The 18,791-nt window shown below is 60.4% G+C and carries 21 protein-coding genes; 8 read left to right on the forward strand and 13 right to left on the reverse strand.

Translation table 11 applies throughout. From position 1 onward, the window contains the following. Nucleotides 1–39: 39 nt before the first annotated feature. The 5 genes from ACWNZ1_RS16370 to ACWNZ1_RS16390 form a co-directional block, all read right to left on the reverse strand. Complete coding sequence (locus ACWNZ1_RS16370; protein ID WP_135846842.1) at nt 40–477, reverse strand: Spy/CpxP family protein refolding chaperone; 438 nt, start codon at nt 475–477, stop codon at nt 40–42. Nucleotides 478–736: 259 nt separating this feature from the next. Beyond that, entirely contained in the window at nt 737–1,414 is a 678-nt protein-coding gene (locus tag ACWNZ1_RS16375) for a response regulator transcription factor (protein ID WP_135846841.1), read from the reverse strand. Between the two features lie 7 nt (nt 1,415–1,421). Next, on the reverse strand, nt 1,422–1,832 hold the full coding sequence (locus ACWNZ1_RS16380) for a translation initiation factor 2 (RefSeq protein ID WP_135846840.1): 411 nt from the start codon (nt 1,830–1,832) through the stop codon (nt 1,422–1,424). 106 nt (nt 1,833–1,938) lie between these two features. After that, a complete protein-coding gene (locus ACWNZ1_RS16385; protein ID WP_135846839.1) occupies nt 1,939–2,238 on the reverse strand; it encodes a YciI family protein in 300 nt (99 codons plus the stop codon). A gap of 1 nt (nt 2,239) precedes the next feature. Further along, entirely contained in the window at nt 2,240–2,836 is a 597-nt protein-coding gene (locus ACWNZ1_RS16390) for a septation protein A (protein WP_135846838.1), read from the reverse strand. 87 nt (nt 2,837–2,923) lie between these two features. Between ACWNZ1_RS16390 and ACWNZ1_RS16395 the strand changes: the two genes are divergently transcribed. The 5 genes from ACWNZ1_RS16395 to rluB all read left to right on the forward strand — a co-directional run bounded on the left by ACWNZ1_RS16395 (nt 2,924) and on the right by rluB (nt 7,719). Next, entirely contained in the window at nt 2,924–3,787 is an 864-nt protein-coding gene (locus tag ACWNZ1_RS16395; protein WP_135846837.1) for a PHP domain-containing protein, read from the forward strand. A gap of 13 nt (nt 3,788–3,800) precedes the next feature. After that, nucleotides 3,801–4,430, forward strand: coding sequence for an L-threonylcarbamoyladenylate synthase (locus tag ACWNZ1_RS16400; protein ID WP_135846836.1), 630 nt, complete (start codon nt 3,801–3,803; stop codon nt 4,428–4,430). Between the two features lie 129 nt (nt 4,431–4,559). After that, a complete protein-coding gene (locus tag ACWNZ1_RS16405) occupies nt 4,560–5,258 on the forward strand; it encodes a segregation and condensation protein A (RefSeq protein ID WP_165826070.1) in 699 nt (232 codons plus the stop codon). 11 nt (nt 5,259–5,269) lie between these two features. Then, on the forward strand, nt 5,270–6,229 hold the full coding sequence (gene scpB / locus ACWNZ1_RS16410; RefSeq protein WP_135846835.1) for an SMC-Scp complex subunit ScpB: 960 nt from the start codon (nt 5,270–5,272) through the stop codon (nt 6,227–6,229). Between the two features lie 254 nt (nt 6,230–6,483). Beyond that, nucleotides 6,484–7,719 carry a 23S rRNA pseudouridine(2605) synthase RluB gene (rluB, locus tag ACWNZ1_RS16415; protein ID WP_135846834.1) on the forward strand — a complete coding sequence of 412 codons (1,236 nt, stop codon included), beginning with the start codon at nt 6,484–6,486 and terminating at the stop codon, nt 7,717–7,719. Nucleotides 7,720–7,939: 220 nt separating this feature from the next. Here rluB and ACWNZ1_RS16420 read toward each other — a convergent pair whose 3' ends face one another. Together ACWNZ1_RS16420 and ACWNZ1_RS16425 are read right to left on the reverse strand one after the other, a co-directional pair. Then, nucleotides 7,940–8,905 carry a M29 family metallopeptidase gene (locus ACWNZ1_RS16420; protein WP_135846833.1) on the reverse strand — a complete coding sequence of 322 codons (966 nt, stop codon included), beginning with the start codon at nt 8,903–8,905 and terminating at the stop codon, nt 7,940–7,942. A gap of 94 nt (nt 8,906–8,999) precedes the next feature. After that, on the reverse strand, nt 9,000–9,137 hold the full coding sequence (locus ACWNZ1_RS16425) for a hypothetical protein (RefSeq protein WP_003178782.1): 138 nt from the start codon (nt 9,135–9,137) through the stop codon (nt 9,000–9,002). Between the two features lie 935 nt (nt 9,138–10,072). Here ACWNZ1_RS16425 and ACWNZ1_RS16430 point away from each other — a divergent pair. Continuing rightward, on the forward strand, nt 10,073–11,491 hold the full coding sequence (locus ACWNZ1_RS16430) for an amino acid permease (protein WP_135846832.1): 1,419 nt from the start codon (nt 10,073–10,075) through the stop codon (nt 11,489–11,491). Nucleotides 11,492–11,652: 161 nt separating this feature from the next. Continuing rightward, nucleotides 11,653–12,066 (forward strand): alternative ribosome rescue aminoacyl-tRNA hydrolase ArfB, encoded by a 414-nt coding sequence (gene arfB / locus ACWNZ1_RS16435; RefSeq protein ID WP_060740976.1) that lies wholly within the window; start codon nt 11,653–11,655, stop codon nt 12,064–12,066. Here arfB and ACWNZ1_RS16440 read toward each other — a convergent pair. From ACWNZ1_RS16440 to ACWNZ1_RS16455, 4 genes are all read right to left on the reverse strand, one after another. After that, the gene (locus ACWNZ1_RS16440) at nt 12,063–13,262 is read right to left on the reverse strand and encodes an MFS transporter (RefSeq protein ID WP_256453624.1); all 1,200 of its coding nucleotides are present in this window, start codon (nt 13,260–13,262) and stop codon (nt 12,063–12,065) included. The two genes, arfB and ACWNZ1_RS16440, sit on opposite strands and share 4 nt — an antisense overlap. Before the next feature lie 102 nt (nt 13,263–13,364). After that, a complete protein-coding gene (locus ACWNZ1_RS16445) occupies nt 13,365–13,559 on the reverse strand; it encodes a hypothetical protein (RefSeq protein WP_135846830.1) in 195 nt (64 codons plus the stop codon). Nucleotides 13,560–13,636: 77 nt separating this feature from the next. Next, nucleotides 13,637–13,780: a hypothetical protein gene (locus ACWNZ1_RS16450; protein ID WP_162893862.1), complete on the reverse strand. Its 144-nt coding sequence runs from the start codon at nt 13,778–13,780 to the stop codon at nt 13,637–13,639. A gap of 155 nt (nt 13,781–13,935) precedes the next feature. Then, nucleotides 13,936–14,958 (reverse strand): transporter, encoded by a 1,023-nt coding sequence (locus ACWNZ1_RS16455; RefSeq protein ID WP_135846829.1) that lies wholly within the window; start codon nt 14,956–14,958, stop codon nt 13,936–13,938. A 362-nt stretch (nt 14,959–15,320) separates the two neighbouring features. On the opposite strand from ACWNZ1_RS16455, the gene ACWNZ1_RS16460 reads away from it, so the two are divergent. Continuing rightward, complete coding sequence (locus ACWNZ1_RS16460; RefSeq protein ID WP_135846828.1) at nt 15,321–16,946, forward strand: methyl-accepting chemotaxis protein; 1,626 nt, start codon at nt 15,321–15,323, stop codon at nt 16,944–16,946. A gap of 78 nt (nt 16,947–17,024) precedes the next feature. Here the strand turns inward: ACWNZ1_RS16460 and ACWNZ1_RS16465 are convergent, their stop codons facing one another. Both ACWNZ1_RS16465 and ACWNZ1_RS16470 read right to left on the reverse strand, forming a co-directional pair. Further along, complete coding sequence (locus ACWNZ1_RS16465) at nt 17,025–17,330, reverse strand: PepSY domain-containing protein (protein ID WP_456027746.1); 306 nt, start codon at nt 17,328–17,330, stop codon at nt 17,025–17,027. Between the two features lie 152 nt (nt 17,331–17,482). Then, the gene (locus ACWNZ1_RS16470) at nt 17,483–18,610 is read right to left on the reverse strand and encodes a glycerophosphodiester phosphodiesterase (RefSeq protein WP_256453623.1); all 1,128 of its coding nucleotides are present in this window, start codon (nt 18,608–18,610) and stop codon (nt 17,483–17,485) included. Nucleotides 18,611–18,791 lie beyond the last annotated feature (181 nt).

Consider the following 18,791-nt stretch of genomic DNA (forward strand, 5'->3'; position numbering starts at 1 on the left):
CCAACGGCGGTTGCCGTTGGGCTGGGGCACTTCAGTGCATTATTGCGCTTTTTGCGGTTGCTGCGCTTTCCAGGCCTTGAACTCGGCCCATTCGGCGCGGCGCTCGGCTTGCTTCTTCTGGATCGCGTCGAACTCTTTTTGCTGCTCAGGCTTGAGCAAACCACGGATCTGGGCGTCGACTTTCTGGTGTCGGGCCTCCATTTCGTCTTTCATGGCTTTTTGATCGGCTGGCGACAGTTTGGCCAGGTACTTGTCGACCAGTTCCCGTTGTTCGTGGCGCTGTTCGCCCATGATATGGCGAATCTGTTGGCGTTGTTCGCGGCTCAGGTCCAGTTGGCTGAAGGGACCTTTGTCGTGCATCTGGCCGCCATGACGCGGGCCGTCCATCGGACCCATCGGGCCGGCGTCTCCAGGCATGGCCATGGCGACGGTGGGCAGGGCGGCAGCGAACATCAGAGCGATAAGGGTCTTGCGCATGGGGTATCTCCTTGTCTCATTCCCGGTCAGTTCCGGATGTGTGCAGATTACGGAGATCAAGGTCAGCGGCGGTCAGGGGAGGGTAAAGCTTGGGTAAAGACGATTTGGTGCGGAGCTGACAAACACCGGCCACTCAGCGTCAGGCCTATCACCTGTAGGAGCTGTCGAGTGCAGCGAGGCCGCGATCTTTTTCCAGACAATTGAGTCGCAAGGGAACGCCTACAAGTCAGGATCAAACGATCGCAGCCTTCGGCAGCTCCTACAGGCTGTAGTAATAGCCACGGCTACGCAGGGCCACGATGCGGGGTCGGCCGTCGGAGTGGGGGCCGATTTTCTTGCGCAGGTTGCTCACGTGCATATCGAGGCTGCGGTCGTACAGGGTCAGCTTGCGGCCCAGGGCGATCTGCGCCAGTTCCTGCTTGTCCAGTGGCTCGCCCGGTTGCTTGAGCAACGCTTCGAGCAGGCGGCTTTCGGATACGGTGAGGGTCTGTTCCTGTTCATCGATGCTGACCACGCCACGCACCGGGCTGAAGGTCAGGTCACCCAGTTCGATCTGGCTGGACACTGCCGCCGGGTGGCTGCGGCGCAGCACGGCGCGCAGACGGGCGGTCAGTTCACGCGGGTCGCAGGGTTTGGCCAGGTAGTCGTCGGCCCCCAGTTCGAGGCCAAGGATGCGGTCCAGCGGTTCGCCACGGGCCGAGAGCATCAGCACCGGCAGATCCGGATGATCGCTGCGTAGCTGCTTGAGCAGTTCCAGGCCGCTACCGTCGGGCAGCATCACATCCAGCACCACCGCCGCCGGGGCGGTTTCGGCCAGGGCTTTGCGGGCGCTATGGCCATCGTGGCAGGCGCGGACCTGAAAACCTTCCTGGCCCAGCCAACTGCCAAGGAGCTCACACAGCTCCTGGTCATCATCAATCAGTAACAGCTCACTCATGACTCACTCAATTTAGCCATTGCCGACGTTGTCTACGTCCACCGCTGGCAAAGATACCGCAGAGCAGGGCCAATAGCGCTACCCCGGCGCCAATGACGAACCATTGCTGTTGATCGGTCAACAAGCGTGGCAGGGGGTTGGACTGGGCTTCCTTGAGTTGCAGCTTCAGGCGCTGGTTCTCCTGGCGCAACCGGGCGAGCAAGGCACTCTCGCGTTCGCTGTCGGCGTTTTGCAATTGTTTGCTCAACTCCTCGCGCTGGCGCTCGCTGTCTTTCAAGCGTTGCTGCAGTTCGGCGATCTGGCCGCCGGCACTCAGGGACAAGGGCGCCGAATGGCTGCCCTCGGTGCTCTCCTCGCCATGGGCGGGTGCCCCGATCGCCAACGTGACCCATAACAGGCACAACGGACCTTTGCGCATTGCCACTCCTGATTTCCAATCGAGATTAGAAAGGTTGTCGGCAGGCAAACGAGAACAATGAGCAATTGAGCGCAATGAGCCGCGCAGGCTCATTGCGCTTGGGGATTTACGGCAGGACTTGCTTGAACGGCTTGACCACGACATTGGCATAGACGCCGGCCGCAACAAACGGATCGGCCTCGGCCCAGGCTTGGGCGGCGACCAGGGAATCGAACTCGGCCACGATCAGGCTGCCAGAGAAACCCGCTGCGCCCGGGTCATTGCTATCTACCGCCGGGTGCGGGCCGGCCAGCACGATACGGCCTTCGGCCTTGAGCTGTTGCAGGCGTGCAAGGTGCTCGGGGCGAGCGGCCAGGCGTTTTTCCAGGGAGTTGGCGACGTCGGTGGCAATGATTGCGTAGAGCATGTCAGTCCTCGGCTTTTGGCGTAGTGGGGTCGGCATCGTGCAGATGACGGGACAGGTAGATGCCCTGGCCAATCAGGAACAACAGCGTCATGCCCAGGCTGCCGAAGACCTTGAAGTCGACCCAGTAGTCCTGGAACGTGAACGCAACGAATAGATTGGCGGCACCACAGAACAGGAAGAACGCGATCCAGGCGATGTTCAGCCGGGTCCAGATCAGGTCTGGCAGGCTGATGGCGTGGCCCATGATGCGCTTGATCAGCAGGCGATCACCGATGAAGTGGCTGCCGATGAAGGCCAGGGCGAACAGCCAGTTGACCACCGGGGCTTTCCATTTAAGGAAGGTTTCGCTGTGGAAGGCCAGGGTCAGGCTGCCGAACACAAGGCAGGCGATCAGGGTCAGCCACTGGCTTTTCTCCAGCTTGCGCTGGGACACGAACAGTGCGCCATAAACCACCAGGGAACTGATGATCAGCACTGCGGTGGCGCTGTAAATACCGCCTACAGTCAAGGAGTGACCGGCGATATCGACGGTTCGTGGATCAAGTTTGTAGACGATGAAAAACAGCAGGAGCGGGATGAAGTCGATGAATTGTTTCACAGTGGCAGCCAGAAGCAGGATGTGGCGGCATAATAACAAACATCCTTGGCCGCGATAGGGCCAGCTGATTTGAGGTAACAAACTCTCGTGAATGTTGATTTGCACTGCCATAGCACGGCCTCCGATGGTGCCCTGGCGCCTGCGGTTCTGGTGGCGCGGGCGTTCGAGCACGGCGTGCGGGTCCTGGCCCTGACCGATCACGACACCCTTGAAGGTCTCGACGAGGCCCGCAGCGCCGCGACTGCGCTGGGCATGCAACTGGTCAATGGGGTCGAGTTGTCCTGTACCTGGGGCGGGGCGACCATTCACGTGCTGGGCTACGGTTTTGATGTGAATGCGCCGGCGCTGGTCCAGGCCATCGCGCAACTGCACGACGGCCGCTGGCTACGCTCCGAAGAGATCAGCCGCAAACTGGCACTGAAGGGCATGCCCGGTGCCCTGGACGGTGCCCGGCAGATCCAGCAGGAGCTGGGCGACAGCGGCAACGCACCGGCCCGGCCGCACTTTGCCGATTGGATGGTGCACGAAGGGTTCGTCAAGGACCGCGCCGAAGCGTTCCGCAAATGGCTGGGGGCCGGCAAGCTGGGGGACGTCAAGCAGCACTGGCCGACGCTGGAGCAGACCGTCGAAACCCTGCGGGCCGCCGGGGCCTGGGTCAGCCTGGCGCATCCATGGCACTATGATTTCACCCGCAGCAAGCGTCGTCGCCTGGTCGCCGACTATATTCAAGCAGGGGGCCATGCCATCGAGGTGGTCAACGGCCATCAGCCGGCCGAGCAGGTCGGCAGCCTGGCGATTCTGGCCCGTGAGTTCGGTCTGCTGGTCACCGCCGGCAGTGATTTCCATGGCCCTGGAGGCTGGTCCGAGATCGGCGAATATCGCCCGTTGCCGGAAGATCTGCCGCCACTATGGTGTAGATTCAAACATGATCTCGTTACCGCCGCCGTCTGAACAGGTAGAACACGTGAGTCAATTTTTCCAGATTCATCCGGAAAACCCGCAGGCGCGCCTGATCAAACAGGCCGTGGAAATCATCCGTGGTGGTGGTGTGGTGGTCTATCCCACCGATTCCGCCTACGCCATTGGTTGCCAGATCGGTGACAAGAACGCTGTTGAGCGGGTAAGACGCCTGCGTCAGTTGGATGACAAGCACAACTTCGCGCTGATCTGCAGCGACCTGTCGCAACTTGGCCTGTTCGCCAAGATCGACACCGGCACCTTCCGTCTGCTCAAGGCCCATTTGCCGGGGCCGTACACCTTTATTCTCAACGCCACGCGGGAAGTCCCGCGGCTGTTGCTGCACCCGAAAAAACGCACCATCGGCCTGCGGGTGCCGAGCCATCCCATTGCCCTGGCGCTGCTGGCGGAACTGGGCGAGCCGCTGATGAGCGTGACGCTGATCATGCCCGGCGACACGGAGCCGTTGACCGACCCCTATGAGATGCGCCAGATACTCGAACATCAGGTGGACTTGATCATCGATGGCGGTTTCGGGGGCATGTCGGCGTCCACGGTGATCAACCTGGCCGACGGCGAGCCGCAGGTGGTACGTGTCGGTTGTGGCGACCCGGCGCCGTTCATGGTCGAGGCCTGAATGTCGGCTGTGGAAACCGTGGAAAGCGCCGACAGCCAGGCCGGCGCCCAGCAGGAGCTGCCGTTCGCCATGGTTTATGGCCAGGCGGTCATGGAAATGCCCCTGGACTTGTACATTCCGCCGGACGCGCTGGAAGTGTTTCTCGAAGCCTTCGAGGGCCCGCTCGATCTGCTGCTGTACCTGATCCGCAAACAGAACATCAATATCCTCGACATCCCCGTGGCGGAAATCACCCGCCAGTACATGGGCTATGTGGAGCTGATGCAGTCGGTGCGCCTGGAGCTGGCGGCTGAATACCTGGTGATGGCGGCCATGCTCGCCGAGATCAAGTCACGGATGCTGCTGCCGCGCTCGGCCGAGGTCGAAGCGGAAGAAGACGACCCGCGGGCCGAGCTGATCCGCCGCTTGCAGGAATACGAGCGCTTCAAGGTCGCGGCCGAAGGCCTCGATGGCTTGAACCGGGTCGGGCGCGATGTGGTGGTGCCCAAGCTCGATGCCCCCGAAGCGCGGGCGCGCAAGTTGCTGCCGGATGTCAGCCTGGAAGAGTTGCTGATGTCCATGGCCGAGGTCCTGCGCCGCGGCGATATGTTTGAAAGTCACCAGGTCAGCCGCGAAGCGCTGTCCACCCGCGAACGCATGAGCGATGTGCTGGAGCGGCTCAAGGGCGGCGGCTTTGTGCCGTTCGTCGAGCTGTTCACCGCCGAGGAAGGGCGGCTGGGCGTGGTGGTGACGTTTATGGCGGTCCTGGAATTGGTCAAGGAATCCTTGGTCGAGCTGGTGCAGAATGAGCCGTTCGCAGCGATCCACGTGCGGGCACGAGCCGAATAACGAGCAAATCAATGAATCTGACTGAACCCCGCGAGCTGGCCCCCTTGCTTGAAGCTTTCCTGTTGGCCTCGGGAAAGCCGCAATCGATGGAGCGGCTGTTCGAACTCTTCGAAGAAGGCGAGCGGCCTGAGCCGGCCGTGTTCAAGAAAGCCCTGACACTCCTGGGTAAATCCTGTGAGGGGCGGGCTTTCGAGCTCAAGGAAGTGGCTTCTGGTTATCGCCTGCAGATTCGCGAGAAGTTCGCGCCCTGGGTCGGGCGTCTGTGGGAGGAACGGCCGCAGCGCTATTCCCGCGCCATGCTCGAAACCATGGCGTTGATCGCTTATCGCCAACCGATCACCCGGGGCGAGATCGAGGATGTACGGGGCGTGGCGGTCAACAGCCATATCGTCAAGACGTTGCTGGAGCGTGAGTGGATCCGGGTCGTCGGCTATCGCGATGTGCCGGGCAAGCCGGCGATGTTCGCCACCACCAAGGCTTTTCTCGATCACTTCAACTTGAAGAATCTGGACGACCTGCCGCCCCTGGCTGAACTGCGGGAGCTTGAACCCGAGCCGATGCTGGACTTCGACGACGCCCCGGTGCCCCAGGGCCTGCAGGAACTGGCCGACGCCAGCGCCGAGCCGGAGGAGCCCAAGGAGGAGACCAGTTTCCACACGTTGTTGTTGGAGCTGGACACCATGGAGGAGGGCCTAAAGACCGATTTCGACGACCTGCTGCGTGAAGGCCCCGGTCCTGAAGGCGAGCCGGATGAACTCTCGCCGCCCGACGGTGAAGTTGAGCTTCAGACCGAGCCTGAACCCGAGCCTGAAGAAGACATTCTTGGCGTTGCCGAGGCTCGGGAAAAACTCCTGGCGGCCGTCGCCGCCCTCGAACCGCGTGAACCCGAGCCTGAGCTGAGCGATGAAGAAGCCGAAGCCCGGGCCTTGGCTGAAGCGATTGAAAACGAACGGCGTCAGTTCGACGATTGATCTCGTTTTTTGGAACACATCTCTGTGGCCCCGCGACCGGAGCACCGCTATCGCGAGCAAGCTCGCTCCCACATGAATACAGTGCATCACCGGTCGGCGGAAAAACCGCTGAGCGTGGGTTGATCAACTAGTCTCTGATGCGCAAACGCCACAACAGGCGTATGATTCGCGACCCTTTGGCGATCCCTTCGTCGAAGACCCGTTTTCAAAGTGTCAGGCCTGGCCTGACCCGACCACACCGGGAGGTGCCCAGAATGAAAGACCTAGACCAGAACGACAGCCAGGAAATCGGCCCAGCAGGCGAGAAACTGCAAAAAGTCCTCGCCCGTATCGGCGTCGGCTCGCGCCGCGACGTGGAAGCCTGGATCACCCAGGGCCGGATCAAGGTCAACGGCAAAGATGCCACCTTGGGCCTGCGTGTCGACATGCACGACGCCATCACCATCGATGGCAAGGTGATCAAGCGCGAAGAGGCCGCCGAAACGGTGCGCCGCGTGATCATGTACAACAAACCCGACGGCGAGATCTGCACCCGTGACGACCCGGAAGGCCGTCCGACCGTGTTCGATAAAATGCCACGTCCGAAAGAAGGCCGCTGGATCAACATCGGTCGCCTGGACATCAACACCACCGGTCTGCTGATGTTCACCACCGACGGTGAGCTGGCCAACCGTTTGATGCACCCGTCCTACGAGATGGACCGCGAATACGCCGTGCGCGTACGTGGTGAAGTCGATGACGAAATGATCGAGCGCCTGAAGGCTGGCGTCGTGCTGGAAGACGGCCCGGCGCGTTTCACCGACATCAAGCAGGCGCCCGGCGGTGAAGGCTTCAACCATTGGTACCACTGCGTGGTGATGGAAGGCCGTAACCGTGAAGTGCGTCGCCTGTGGGAATCCCAGGGGCTGGTGGTCAGCCGCCTGAAGCGCGTGCGTTTCGGCCCGGTGTTCCTCAACTCCGACCTGCCGATGGGCCGCTGGCGCGAAATGAGCCAGTATGAAGTCGACATCCTGGCGGCCGAAGTAGGCCTCAAGCCGGTGGCGATGCCGCAGATGACCGCCAAGAGCAAGGACAAACTGGAGCGGATGCAGCGTAAATCCTCGCGTCCGATGGGCAAGACCGAGCGCGTGCGTACCCTGCGTCCGGCTGCTGACGGTGCGCCGACCGGCCCACGTCCTTCGCGCGAGCCACAGATCGAAGGCGAGCGCCCGGCCCGCAAGCCAGCACCACGCCAGGATGGCGAGCGCGGCCCGCGCACGCCACGCCCGGCCAATGGCCGCACTGAACGCAGTGAAGGTCGCGGTGCTCCTGCAGGCCGTGGCACGCCAGTGGCTGATCGCCCGGCCGACACCAAGCGCCCGGCCAAGCCCGCACCGAAAAAGCGCCCGGGCATCGTCCTGGTCGACCGCGACACGCCATCGGGCAAGCGCCGTGGGGCACCGGCAGGTTCCGGGCAGCGTCCGGGGTTTGGGCGTCGCAAGCCGGAGTGAGGCAGCTGTGAGTTTCTAGCTGCAAGAAAAAACGCCAACCCCTTGTGGTTGGCGTTTTTTTTTGGCTTGGTTTAGTGATGCGGTACAGATAGTCCGCCATCGCGAGCAAGCTCGCTCCTACACTGGGACGGTGTCGGTCGCAGATCTTCCATTCGCTGAAGCTCAACTGTGGGAGCGAGCTTGCTCGCGATGGCGGCATCAGCCTTACAGAAATCCCAACCTAAAGCACAAACCGCCCATCAAACATCGGCTCATTATCGAGCGCCAACATCCCCCGCTCAAAAATCAGATCCAGATGATGGCTACCCTTGGCCCCGCCACCGAGCCCCAGGTGCAGGCCGCAATGGCGCTCCTCGAAACCGGCATTGCGGGCGTACAGGCTCTTGACCCCTTCGTTGGTGCCGATCCCCAGTTCCTCGATGCGGCGGTTGGATGGGTTGGCGTCCAGGTACTTGTTGAAGTCGTGCTCCAGGCCTGGCACGTCGGTGGCGATTTTCTGGATGGTGGAGTCTTCAATCCACAGCTCCAGCGGCGATTGCAGCACGCCGTATTTGCGCGCAAACGGGATGGTGCTCAGGAATGTGCCGAGGAAACTCACCCGGCCATTGATGGTGTCGCTGTGGGTGGCGATTTCGCCGGGGGCCAAGTCATAGTTGCCGAGGCCGTTGATGTCGGTCCATTTTTTGACGCTGTGCAGGGGCGTGTCGAAATACGACCCCAGGTCATCCTGGAAGCTCAAGGTTGTCGCCTGGGACATGCGCCGGATCAGGTGGCTGTTGAGCCCGGCGATGCGCTGGGGAATGACGCTGAAGGTGTCGTAGAAATAATCGCCGTAGTCCTTGAACAGTAGCGATTTCTTCCAGTTGTCGGCCATCACGCCTTGCAGCGCGCGGACAAAGTCCGGGCCTTCGGGGCGCGGGTTGGGCAGGGTGGAGGAGTCGTAGAAGAAAATATACAGATCGCTGTCGGCAATGGCTTTGGACAGGCGCTCGGTGGGTTCAAGGTCCAGGCGCATGGCGCTGAACCGGAAGGGCGAGCCACTGCCGGCCTGTTCGGCGATGGCACCGGTCAGTGCTTCGTAGTCGGCGGTATGGCCGAGCAACACCTTGGCGGGCTGGATGCCGGCCAGGGCGGGATGGTGTTCGAGGTAGTAAAGGAAATGTGAGATGGCTCGTTGTGTGTCCATGCTTTTTCTTCCCCTGACAAATGTAGTTGGCTTCCCTGACACATCCGCGACAGTGGCGGAGCTGACCGGCCGGATCAGCACCGCCGGGTAGTGCTTAGAGCGGCCACATCGCCGTGCCGAACGGAACGACGGCGTCGGCTTGCATCATTTCAACGGCGGCCTCATGGGTCGGTGCTTCAAACCATTCGTCCAGTTGCAGTTCGGTTTCCAAGTCTTTGTCCAGTGCTTGCATAGTGAATCTCCTAGATGACTTTTACGGAAAGTGCGGAGCGATGGGCTGAGTGAAAACTGACCGCAAGCGCCACCGCAAAACTTGCCGGCACGATGCGTGGGCAAGTCGCTGAAACCTAGTCCAGGGTTTTTTGGAATGCAAAAAATAATTTTATTTTTTTCTTTTGAATTTTTTATTCCATTTTCGGCGAAGAAATTACTCATTCAAAAACAGCCGGCTGAAGAGTTTTTTTATTAGGTAGCTACCTACCGTCAATTTGCAGTCGGGTTACGGAAAATTCCTACGTGGAAATGATGCGTTACAGGTTGTAAAGAAATACTGACGATTGGCGCCCGTGGGGCTGGCCGGGAACGGTGTTTTCAAAGGCTGTAAGAAAAAACTTCCGCAGGGCCTGTGCTGGTGGGTTTTCCAGGGCTCTGACCCGCTTGTTTCAAGTCTGCGGGAAGGGTGAGATGCGTCCCATGCCTGTCGTGCAGGTGCATAACAAGAAGGAGGCGCAATGAACGCCGTAGCTCGATTCCATTTCTCCCGTCGTGGCGTTTTTCGCGCCACACCCATCGAGGGCTCGCAAGGGCCTGGACGCATTTTTGCAGTCGCCCGAGACCTTCGAGGCGGCCACGTGCAATCCCGGCAAATGACACGCTGATCTGGTGGTGTCTGGCAGCAGGGGGTCGGCGGTGTACAATGCGCCGCGTTTTACTGTGACCCTTCGCGTACCCACGCACTTTCAAGGTTATCCGCCTTGTTCACTCCGCCACGTCACAAGCGTGTCGGGTTCGATTTCGTCACAGATAAAAACAAACAGGTGACGCATGACCGTTGTTAAAACGCTGAATTCCTGGTGCCTGCGCTGGGGTTTGATCGGCGCTGCTTGAAATCCGATTTGAGCGGCAACGTCTAACGAACATCATCAAACCTTGCGTGAGACCCTTTTCATGAGTGGACAAAACTCGCATTCAGGCGAGCTGAAACGCGGCCTGAAAAATCGCCACATTCAACTGATCGCCCTCGGCGGCGCGATCGGCACCGGCCTGTTCCTTGGTTCGGCGGGGGTGCTGAAGTCAGCTGGCCCGTCGATGATCCTCGGCTACGCTATTTGCGGTTTCATCGCCTTCATGATCATGCGCCAGTTGGGCGAAATGATCGTCGAAGAGCCGGTGGCCGGTTCCTTCAGCCACTTTGCCCACAAATACTGGGGCGGTTTCGCCGGGTTCCTGTCGGGCTGGAACTGCTGGATTCTCTACATCCTGGTGGGCATGTCCGAGCTGACGGCGGTGGGCAAGTACATCCACTACTGGGCGCCGGACATTCCAACCTGGGCCTCGGCTGCCGCGTTTTTTGTGCTGATCAACGCGATCAACCTGGCCAACGTCAAAGTCTTCGGCGAGGCCGAATTCTGGTTCGCGATCATCAAGGTCGTGGCGATTGTCGGCATGATTGCCCTGGGCAGCTACTTGCTGGTCAGCGGTCACGGCGGCCCACAAGCGTCGGTGACCAACCTGTGGGCCCACGGTGGATTCTTCCCCAACGGCGTGAGCGGGCTGGTGATGGCCATGGCGATCATCATGTTCTCCTTCGGTGGCCTGGAGATGCTTGGCTTCACCGCGGCTGAGGCGGACAAACCGAAAACCGTGATCCCCAAGGCTATCAACCAGGTGATTTACCGGATCCTGATTTTCTACATCGGTGCCCTGGTGGTGCTGTTGTCCCTGACCCCTTGGGACAGCCTGCTGACCACCCTCAACGCCTCCGGCGATGCCTACAGCGGCAGCCCGTTCGTGCAGGTGTTCTCGATGCTGGGCAGCAACACGGCGGCGCACATCCTCAACTTCGTGGTGTTGACCGCTGCGCTGTCGGTGTACAACAGCGGCACTTACTGCAACAGCCGCATGTTGCTGGGCATGGCCGAGCAGGGCGATGCGCCCAAGGCTTTGGCGAAGATTGACAAGCGTGGCGTGCCGGTGCGTTCGATCCTCGCCTCGGCTGCGGTCACGCTGGTGGCGGTGTTGCTGAACTACCTGATCCCGCAGCATGCGCTGGAGTTGCTGATGTCCCTGGTGGTCGCGACCCTGGTGATCAACTGGGCGATGATCAGCTACTCGCACTTCAAGTTCCGCCAGCACATGAACCAGACCCGCCAGACGCCGCTGTTCAAGGCGCTGTGGTACCCGTACGGCAACTACGTCTGCCTGGCGTTCGTGGTGTTCATTCTGGGCGTGATGTTGTTGATCCCCGGCATCCAGATCTCGGTCTATGCGATTCCGGTGTGGGTGGTGTTCATGTGGGTGTGCTACGTGATCAAGAACAAGCGCAGTGCCCGGCATGAAATGGCCGTGGCAGCGGCTGCCAAGTAAGCACGAAACCCTGTGGGAGCGAGCTTGCTCGCGATGGCGTTGGGTCAGCAGCATCAATGGTGACTGACACGCTGCAATCGCGAGCAAGCTCGCTCCCACAAGGTTGATCGTTGGCTGGGGGATTCGGGGTATCCTGTGGGGCCTGAACCCGGACGTTTTCCATGCTGGCGATTTCCAACACTGTGCACATCCCGGACGCCGAGATCGAGTTGACGGCCATCCGCGCCCAAGGCGCCGGGGGGCAGAACGTCAATAAGGTGTCCAGCGCCGTGCACTTGCGCTTCGACATTCCGGCCTCGTCCTTGCCCGAGTTCTACAAGGAGCGCTTGCTGGCCTTGCGCGACAGTCGCATTACCAGCGACGGTGTGCTGATCATCAAGGCCCAGCAATATCGCACGCAGGAACAGAACCGGGCCGATGCCCTGGAGCGCCTGAGCGAACTGATCCTCAGCGCCACCAAGGTCGAAAAGAAGCGCCGCCCGACCAAACCGACCCTGGGCTCGAAAAAACGTCGCCTGGAATCCAAGACCAAGCGCGGCTCGATCAAGGCCGGTCGCGGTAAGGTGGACTTCTAGTTTTTCTCCCGCCCTTGGCGAGACCCCGGTGCCTGCCGGTACAGGTAGACACTCAGCGACAACCCGGCCAGGGCTGCCAGTGCGGCGAACAAAAAGATCGAAGCAAAGCCAAAGCCTGCCGCAACTGCACCAGCCAGTGGGCCGGTGATCCCCAGCGACAAGTCGATGAACAGCGAGTAAGCACCCACCGCCGCCCCACGGCTGGAGGCCGGTACCAGGTTGACCGCTTCCACGCCGAGCGCCGGGAACACCAGGGAAAAGCCGAAACCGCTCAACGCCGCACCCGCCAGGGCCCAATGGGCATCCGGTGCGAGCCACAGCAGCAACAGGCCGAGGGTTTCCACCGAGAGGCAGACGATCGCTACGCGGAAGCCGCCCAGGCGGTTGATCAGGTTGCCGAACAGCAAACGCGCGCCGATGAAGCTGGCGCCGAACAGACTCAGGCACAGCACCGCGTTGTCCCAATGCTGTGTTGCGTAATACAGGGTGATGAACGTAGCGATGGTGCCAAACCCGATGGAGCCCAGGGCCAGGCCACAGCCGTGCGGCAAGACGCGCCCCAGCACGTGCATGAACGGCAGGCGCTCGCCAGCGACGATGGGCGCAGCGGTCTTGCGCCAGGCCAGTGCCAACCCCAACAAACCCAGCAAGATAATGCTGACGCCCATGCTCCACAGCCCCAGGTGATTGACCAGCCAGACCCCCAACGGCGCACCAATCGCCAGCGCGCCATAACTGGCGATCCCGTTCCAGGAAATCACCTTGGCGGTATTGGCCGCGCCGACCCGGCCGATGCCCCAACCAATCGAACCGGAGCCCACCAGGCTTTCCGCGCTGCCCAGCACCAGGCGCCCGATCAACAGGCTGATCAGGCTGAGTATGGGCAGGTGTGGCGTCCAGGCAGACACCAGCATGAACACACCACTCAGCCCGCAGCCGGCGAGGCCGAACATGACCGCGCGTTTGCTGCCCAGATTGTCAATGATCCGGCTCGCATAAGGACGGCTGAGCAAGGTGGCCAGGTACTGAACGCTGATCACCAGCCCGGCGATCACCGCGCCGAAACCCAACTCGCCATGGACATAGCCAGGCAGCACGGCCAGGGGAATACCGATATTCAGGTAACCAATGAACGTGAACAGGACGATGGAAACGACTTGCAGCGTGACCGCCAGGGGGCGCTGGGAATCTGACATGGGGTAAAGGTCCACGGAGCAGCAGGATAGATAGGCTGCTTATGATAACGGCGACCGTGGCGGCAGCGCGTGGAAAAGTAAAACTATTTGTCCAATGGTTGCTCAGCGGTCGTTTTGCCCGCCGACCAGGTGCGTGGTGACGAGTGCCGCAAGGGCGTTTTCTTCGGTGCCGAAACGAGCCAGCAGGGCGGCTTGTTTCTCAGGAGAAAGGCGTGTCCAGATCTCGACCATTTTCTCGGCGGTGCCGATCAGTACGCTGGCCTGGGCTTCGCTGAAGGTCGGGGTGTCATCGGTCATGGTGCGGGGGCTCGGGATTCAGGCAGTGTGGAAAGCGCATATTAGCGCTTTCCACACGGTCTGGTGGTGCGGGTGAATCAGTCTTCGCTGTCGGCCTGGCGGCGTTCAGTGGCTTCCTTGGGCTCGGGTTGCTGGGCGTCTGGTTGCCCCCCGGCTTGTAGCGTGGTCGTCTGCTCAGTGTCGTGCAGGCTTGGGAAGGGGAGATTAGGGATCTCGTGCATATCGCGCTCCTCGCAAAGTCTGTTGATAGATCTGGTAGATCCGCGCTTTTAAAAAGCCTGGGCAGGATACCCCAGGAGAAATGACAAAAAGACTTTTAAATCCCGCTGTGCCGACAAAAGGGGTTGTCTGGACAGGTCATGCTCAATGCTGTGACTCAATAGTCGCGGCGCTTGCGAAATGCCCATCGGCCGGCAATCAGGGTGAAGGTTGCCACCAGCGCCACCAGGATCCAGAAGCCTTCGGGATCGCCGGCAAGCGGCACGCCTCCGACGTTCATGCCAAAGAAGCCGGCAATGATGTTGATGGGCAACGCCAACACGGTGACCACCGTCAGGGTGAACAGGGTGCGGTTGCTTTGTTCGTTGAGGTTGGCGGCGATTTCTTCCTGCAACAGCTTGATCCGTTCGCCCAGCGCGGTGAGGTCGTTGATGATCAGGGCGAACTCCTCGGTAGATTTACGCAGCTCCTTGACGTCTTCCTTCTGCAACCATTGTGGCGGGCGGTTGAGCAGACGCAGCAACGAACCCGGCTCCAGGGCCAGCAGGCGTTGCAGGCGCACGAGTATCCGACGTTGGCTGCCCAACTCGGCGCGGTTGGTGGACAGTCGTGAGGACAGCAACTGATCTTCGATCTGGTCGACGCTAAGGCTGGTCTTGCGCACGATCTGGGTCAGCACTTCGCCTTGGTCGCGCAGCAGGTGTACGAGTAGCTCCAGCGGCGAGCGAAAGCGCTCGCCGGCCTTGACCGACGAGCGCAGCTTATCGACCGAGTGCAACGGTTGCAGTCGCGCGCTGACAATCAAGCGACTGTGCACGCACACCCACAATGTGGAGACGTCCGAAGACACCAGGTTGCTGAGGTTGAACACGACATCGTTCACCACCGCCAGCAGCGCCGAGTCCACGTGCTCGATGCGGGTCGAGCGCGAGCCTTCGTGCAGGGCTTCGAAAAACTCATCTGGCAAGGTCAGATGGCTTTTCATCCAGCGCTCGCACGCGGCATGCGCCAGGTTCAGGTGCAGCCAGAGGAACTCATCGGCCTCTTGCGGGTGTTGCAGGCTCCGTAAGGCCTGAGCCGAATCAATCTCCTGCCCACGCTCGCCGGGACGGAAACGAAACCCGTACAGCAGGCCGAACAGATCCGGATCGCGGTGGCTTTGATCGATGCTGTGGTTCATGAAGTCTCGCTGGCGGGAAGTGCCTGTGGCGGCTACAGGTTCACTTGGAGGGCATCATCGCAAGCTTTCTTGATGCTTTTGTGACAGTTGTGCAGCACCGCCAAACCGGCAGTTACCGGGAGTTGCAATGTCCATCGATGATGGATGGCGCAGATCGCCGCGCTTTGGTTCTCGCATCGTTTTTGTGAGGTCCGACAACCGACCACTCCTGCTGGCTACCGATGGTCGGGAAGGCTCAAGAACGCCCCTGGCAGGCCGATGGTGTGTACATATCCACCGCATTCGGTTGCGGCACGAACATGGAGGTCGGGACACGTCGTTCCGTGGGTTCGATTATTTTTTCTTCTCAAGAGATCCCCTCTATGTTTCTACAAAAATCCCTGAGAGCCCAGATTCTCACCCTGCTGAGCGGCAGCCTACTGGCGATGCTGCTGATCGCCCTGGCGTCTTTTCATTTTCTTTCCGATGGCATCCAGAATTATCGCAACCTGATCGACGGCCCATTGCGTGCCTCGCAGTTGATCGATGAGGCCAACCTGCAATTCAAGGTGCAGGTGCAGGAATGGAAAAACGTCCTGCTGCGCGGCAAGCAGCCGGCGGATCTGGATAAATACTGGAAGCAGTTCGAGGAGCGCCAGCGTGATGTCCAGGGCATTCTGGGTGAATTGATCGGGCGTGAGGGTGTGCCGGCGCCGATCAAGACGCGTATCGAGGCCTTGCGAGACGAACACCGTCAATTGGGCGCGGCGTACCAAAAGGGCCGCGATGCATTTGTGGCGGCCGGTGGCGACGCAGCGGCGGGCGATGCGGCGGTCAAAGGTGTGGACCGTGCGGCCAGTGAGCAGATGAGTGCGCTGGTGGTGGAGTTGCGCAAACTGGCCACCGAGCAATCGACGTTAATCAGTGTCGGCGCTGACCGCACGATTATGTTGGGCACTGTGGTCATGCTGGTGTCGGGCCTGCTGATCGGGTTGTTCAGCCTGTGGCTGGTCAATCGCAACCTGGTTCAGCCGATCCGTAACCTGATCGAATACGTGACCCGACTGAGTCATGGGCGTTTCGCTGAGCGTGTGACGAGTAACCGTCAGGACGAGTTGGGCAATCTGGCGGTAGCGGCCAACACACTGCGTGATTTCCTGGCTGAAACCTTTACCCGGCTGCAACGCAGTGCCACGGAACTGGACAGTGCCAGCGGTGAGCTCAATGCCATCGCCAGCCTGATGAGCCAGGGCACCAGCGAGCAATTCGAACGCACCGATCAGGTGGCGACGGCGATGAACGAAATGTCCGCCACGGCCCAGGAAGTCGCCCGTCATGCCGCCGACGCAGCACGGGCGGCCGATGACGCTGATCAATCGGCGCAACAGGGCGAGAAGGTTATGCAAGGGACCATCCACACCATCACCCGCATGCGCGGAGAGATCGCCAACACCGCCACGGTCATTCGTCAGTTGGAAACCGACAGTGGGCGCATCGGCAAGGTGCTGGAGGTGATCCGCGGGATCGCCGAGCAGACCAACCTGCTGGCCCTCAACGCAGCCATCGAAGCGGCTCGGGCCGGTGAGGCGGGGCGCGGTTTCGCGGTGGTCGCCGATGAAGTGCGCAGCCTGGCCCAGCGCACGGCTTCATCCATCATCGAGATCAACCAGATCATCCAGACCGTACAAACCGGTGCGGTGGACGCGGCCCAGGCCATCGAAAGCGGGCAGTCGCGCAGCGAAGAAAGTGTGGAACAGGTGACCCAGGCCGGTGCGATGCTCGAACGCATCACCCAGGCTGTCGAAGCGATCCGCGACATGAACCGCCAGATCGCCACCGCCGCCGAAGAGCAGACTTCCGTGGCCGAAGACATTTCGCGCAACCTGACTGAAATCACCTGTATCGCCAGCACCAACCTGGACAACGTGCAGCGCACCGAAGCCGCCAGCCGGAACCTGCACGGCTTGTCTGGGCAGTTGAATGAAGTGACGGCGCGGTTGAGTGCCTGACAGCAGTTAGCGTAGTTGTTGATAGATGCAAAAAAGCCGCGCAACCTTAGGGTTGCGCGGCTCTTTTTTGCCGATGGATCAAGTGTCTTGCTTGTTGCTCAGTACTTTGCCGGTCGTGGCATCGAAGTCCACGTCGAACTCTTTGCCGTCAGCGGTTTTCAGTTCCACTTCATATTCATAACCGTCGAAGTGGTTGTCCAGGTCGGTGTCGGTGATGCTCGCGCCCGGGTGCAACTTCAGGGCTTCTTCGTTCATCGATTCAAGCGACTTGATCTTGCCTTCCTTGACCAGTTGTGGGATCTGGTCAACTCGCACATCCGCCTGGGCCAGGCCAGCGCCGAGGGTCAGGGCAGCGGCGGTAAACAGGGCAGTCAAAGTTTTCATAAGTTCTTTCCTTGGTGTCATTAAGGGGTGAGTCGTTTAAGTGGGGCCAGATTATCTCTGGCAACTTAATTCACCCTTAATTCGAAAAAACTTCTGAAGTGCCGAACAGGGCCCATGGGGCAAAGTCTTTACCCCTATGGGCGTGTTTGGGTTCAGTAACCGTTCTTTTCCAGCAACTGCACGACGTTGCCAGTCTCGGGGCGCTTGAAGTATTTGAGCAGTTCACTGGCGCGGTTGGTAAAGATGCCGTCGACGCCGGCCTCCATGACTTTCTTGAAGTCCACCGCATCGTCCACGGTGTAGACATGCACCAACAGACCCTGATCATGGGTGTACTGGTTCATCCACGGCTGCACCAGGTTCGAGTAACTCTGGCTACCACCCTGGGTCAACGCTGCAGACGGTCCGGTGCCGATGGCGCCCAGGGTCTTGGCGTACTGCACCCATTTTTCGAACTCAGCCCGGTCCTTGGGTTCCTGTTTGGCGTAATAGGCCGCTTTGTCGGTTTCGCCGGACTCGGCGAACGGCACCTTGGACTTGGGCTCGATGTTGCCTTCGCCCACCCACAGCAGCAGGATCTTCGGCACTTTCGGCATCTCTTTGTGCAGCAGTTCGAGGCTGCTCCTTTCAAAGGTCTGCAAGACCACCTTGCCCTTGCCCTGGCCCACTCCGGTGGCGCGCTTGGCCAGTTTTGAGCCGGACGGGCTCAGCCAGCCGCGGTCCTGCAATTTATCCTTCAGGTCGCGCTCGATGCCAGGGAACAGTTTCGGCTCCTTGGTTTCGATGTACAGCCCGGGTTTTTGCTGCGTGTTGCCCTCGGCGATATTGATCACTTCATCCAGGGTCAGGATTTTCAGGCCCACGAACGAAGGGCGGGCGCGGTCTGGATAGGCCGCGTTGAACCAACTGCCGGCGTCGAGGGTTTTGAGTTCCGCCATGGTGAATTGGTTGGCGGTGCTGTCCTTGCGCTCGGGAAACTTGCTGGCGACATCCGTGGTGCGCAGCAGACTGTCGTCATGCAGGACGAACAACACGCCGTCCTTGCTGCGTTGCAGGTCCAGTTCCAAGTAGTCGGCGCCCAGGTCGCGGGCCAGTTTGTAGGCTGCCGCGGTCGATTCCGGCGCGTCGAACGAGGCGCCGCGGTGGGCGATCACTGCCGGGTGGGGGATCCCCTGAAGGGCCGCCAAGGCCTTGGGAGCCGGGGCCTCGGAGGCCTGTGTCTGACCGAGGCCGAGCAACAGGCTCAGCATCAACGCACTGCGGGTGAAGGTGACAGGCATGCTCGAGATCCTTTCGTAGGTTTTGCAAAGACCTATCTTTTAACAACTGAACGCCAGCGGCGCTATCGCTATACCGACATAAATATGTGCAAAGCAGATTTTTCCCACGCATTTTCGGGATGCTTTGCAGTACCCTTAGCCGCACCAGTTTCCCCGGCAGAGGGAAACCTGAAACCATCGT

The sequence above is a fragment of the Pseudomonas sp. CFBP 5748 genome (assembly GCF_053850495.1).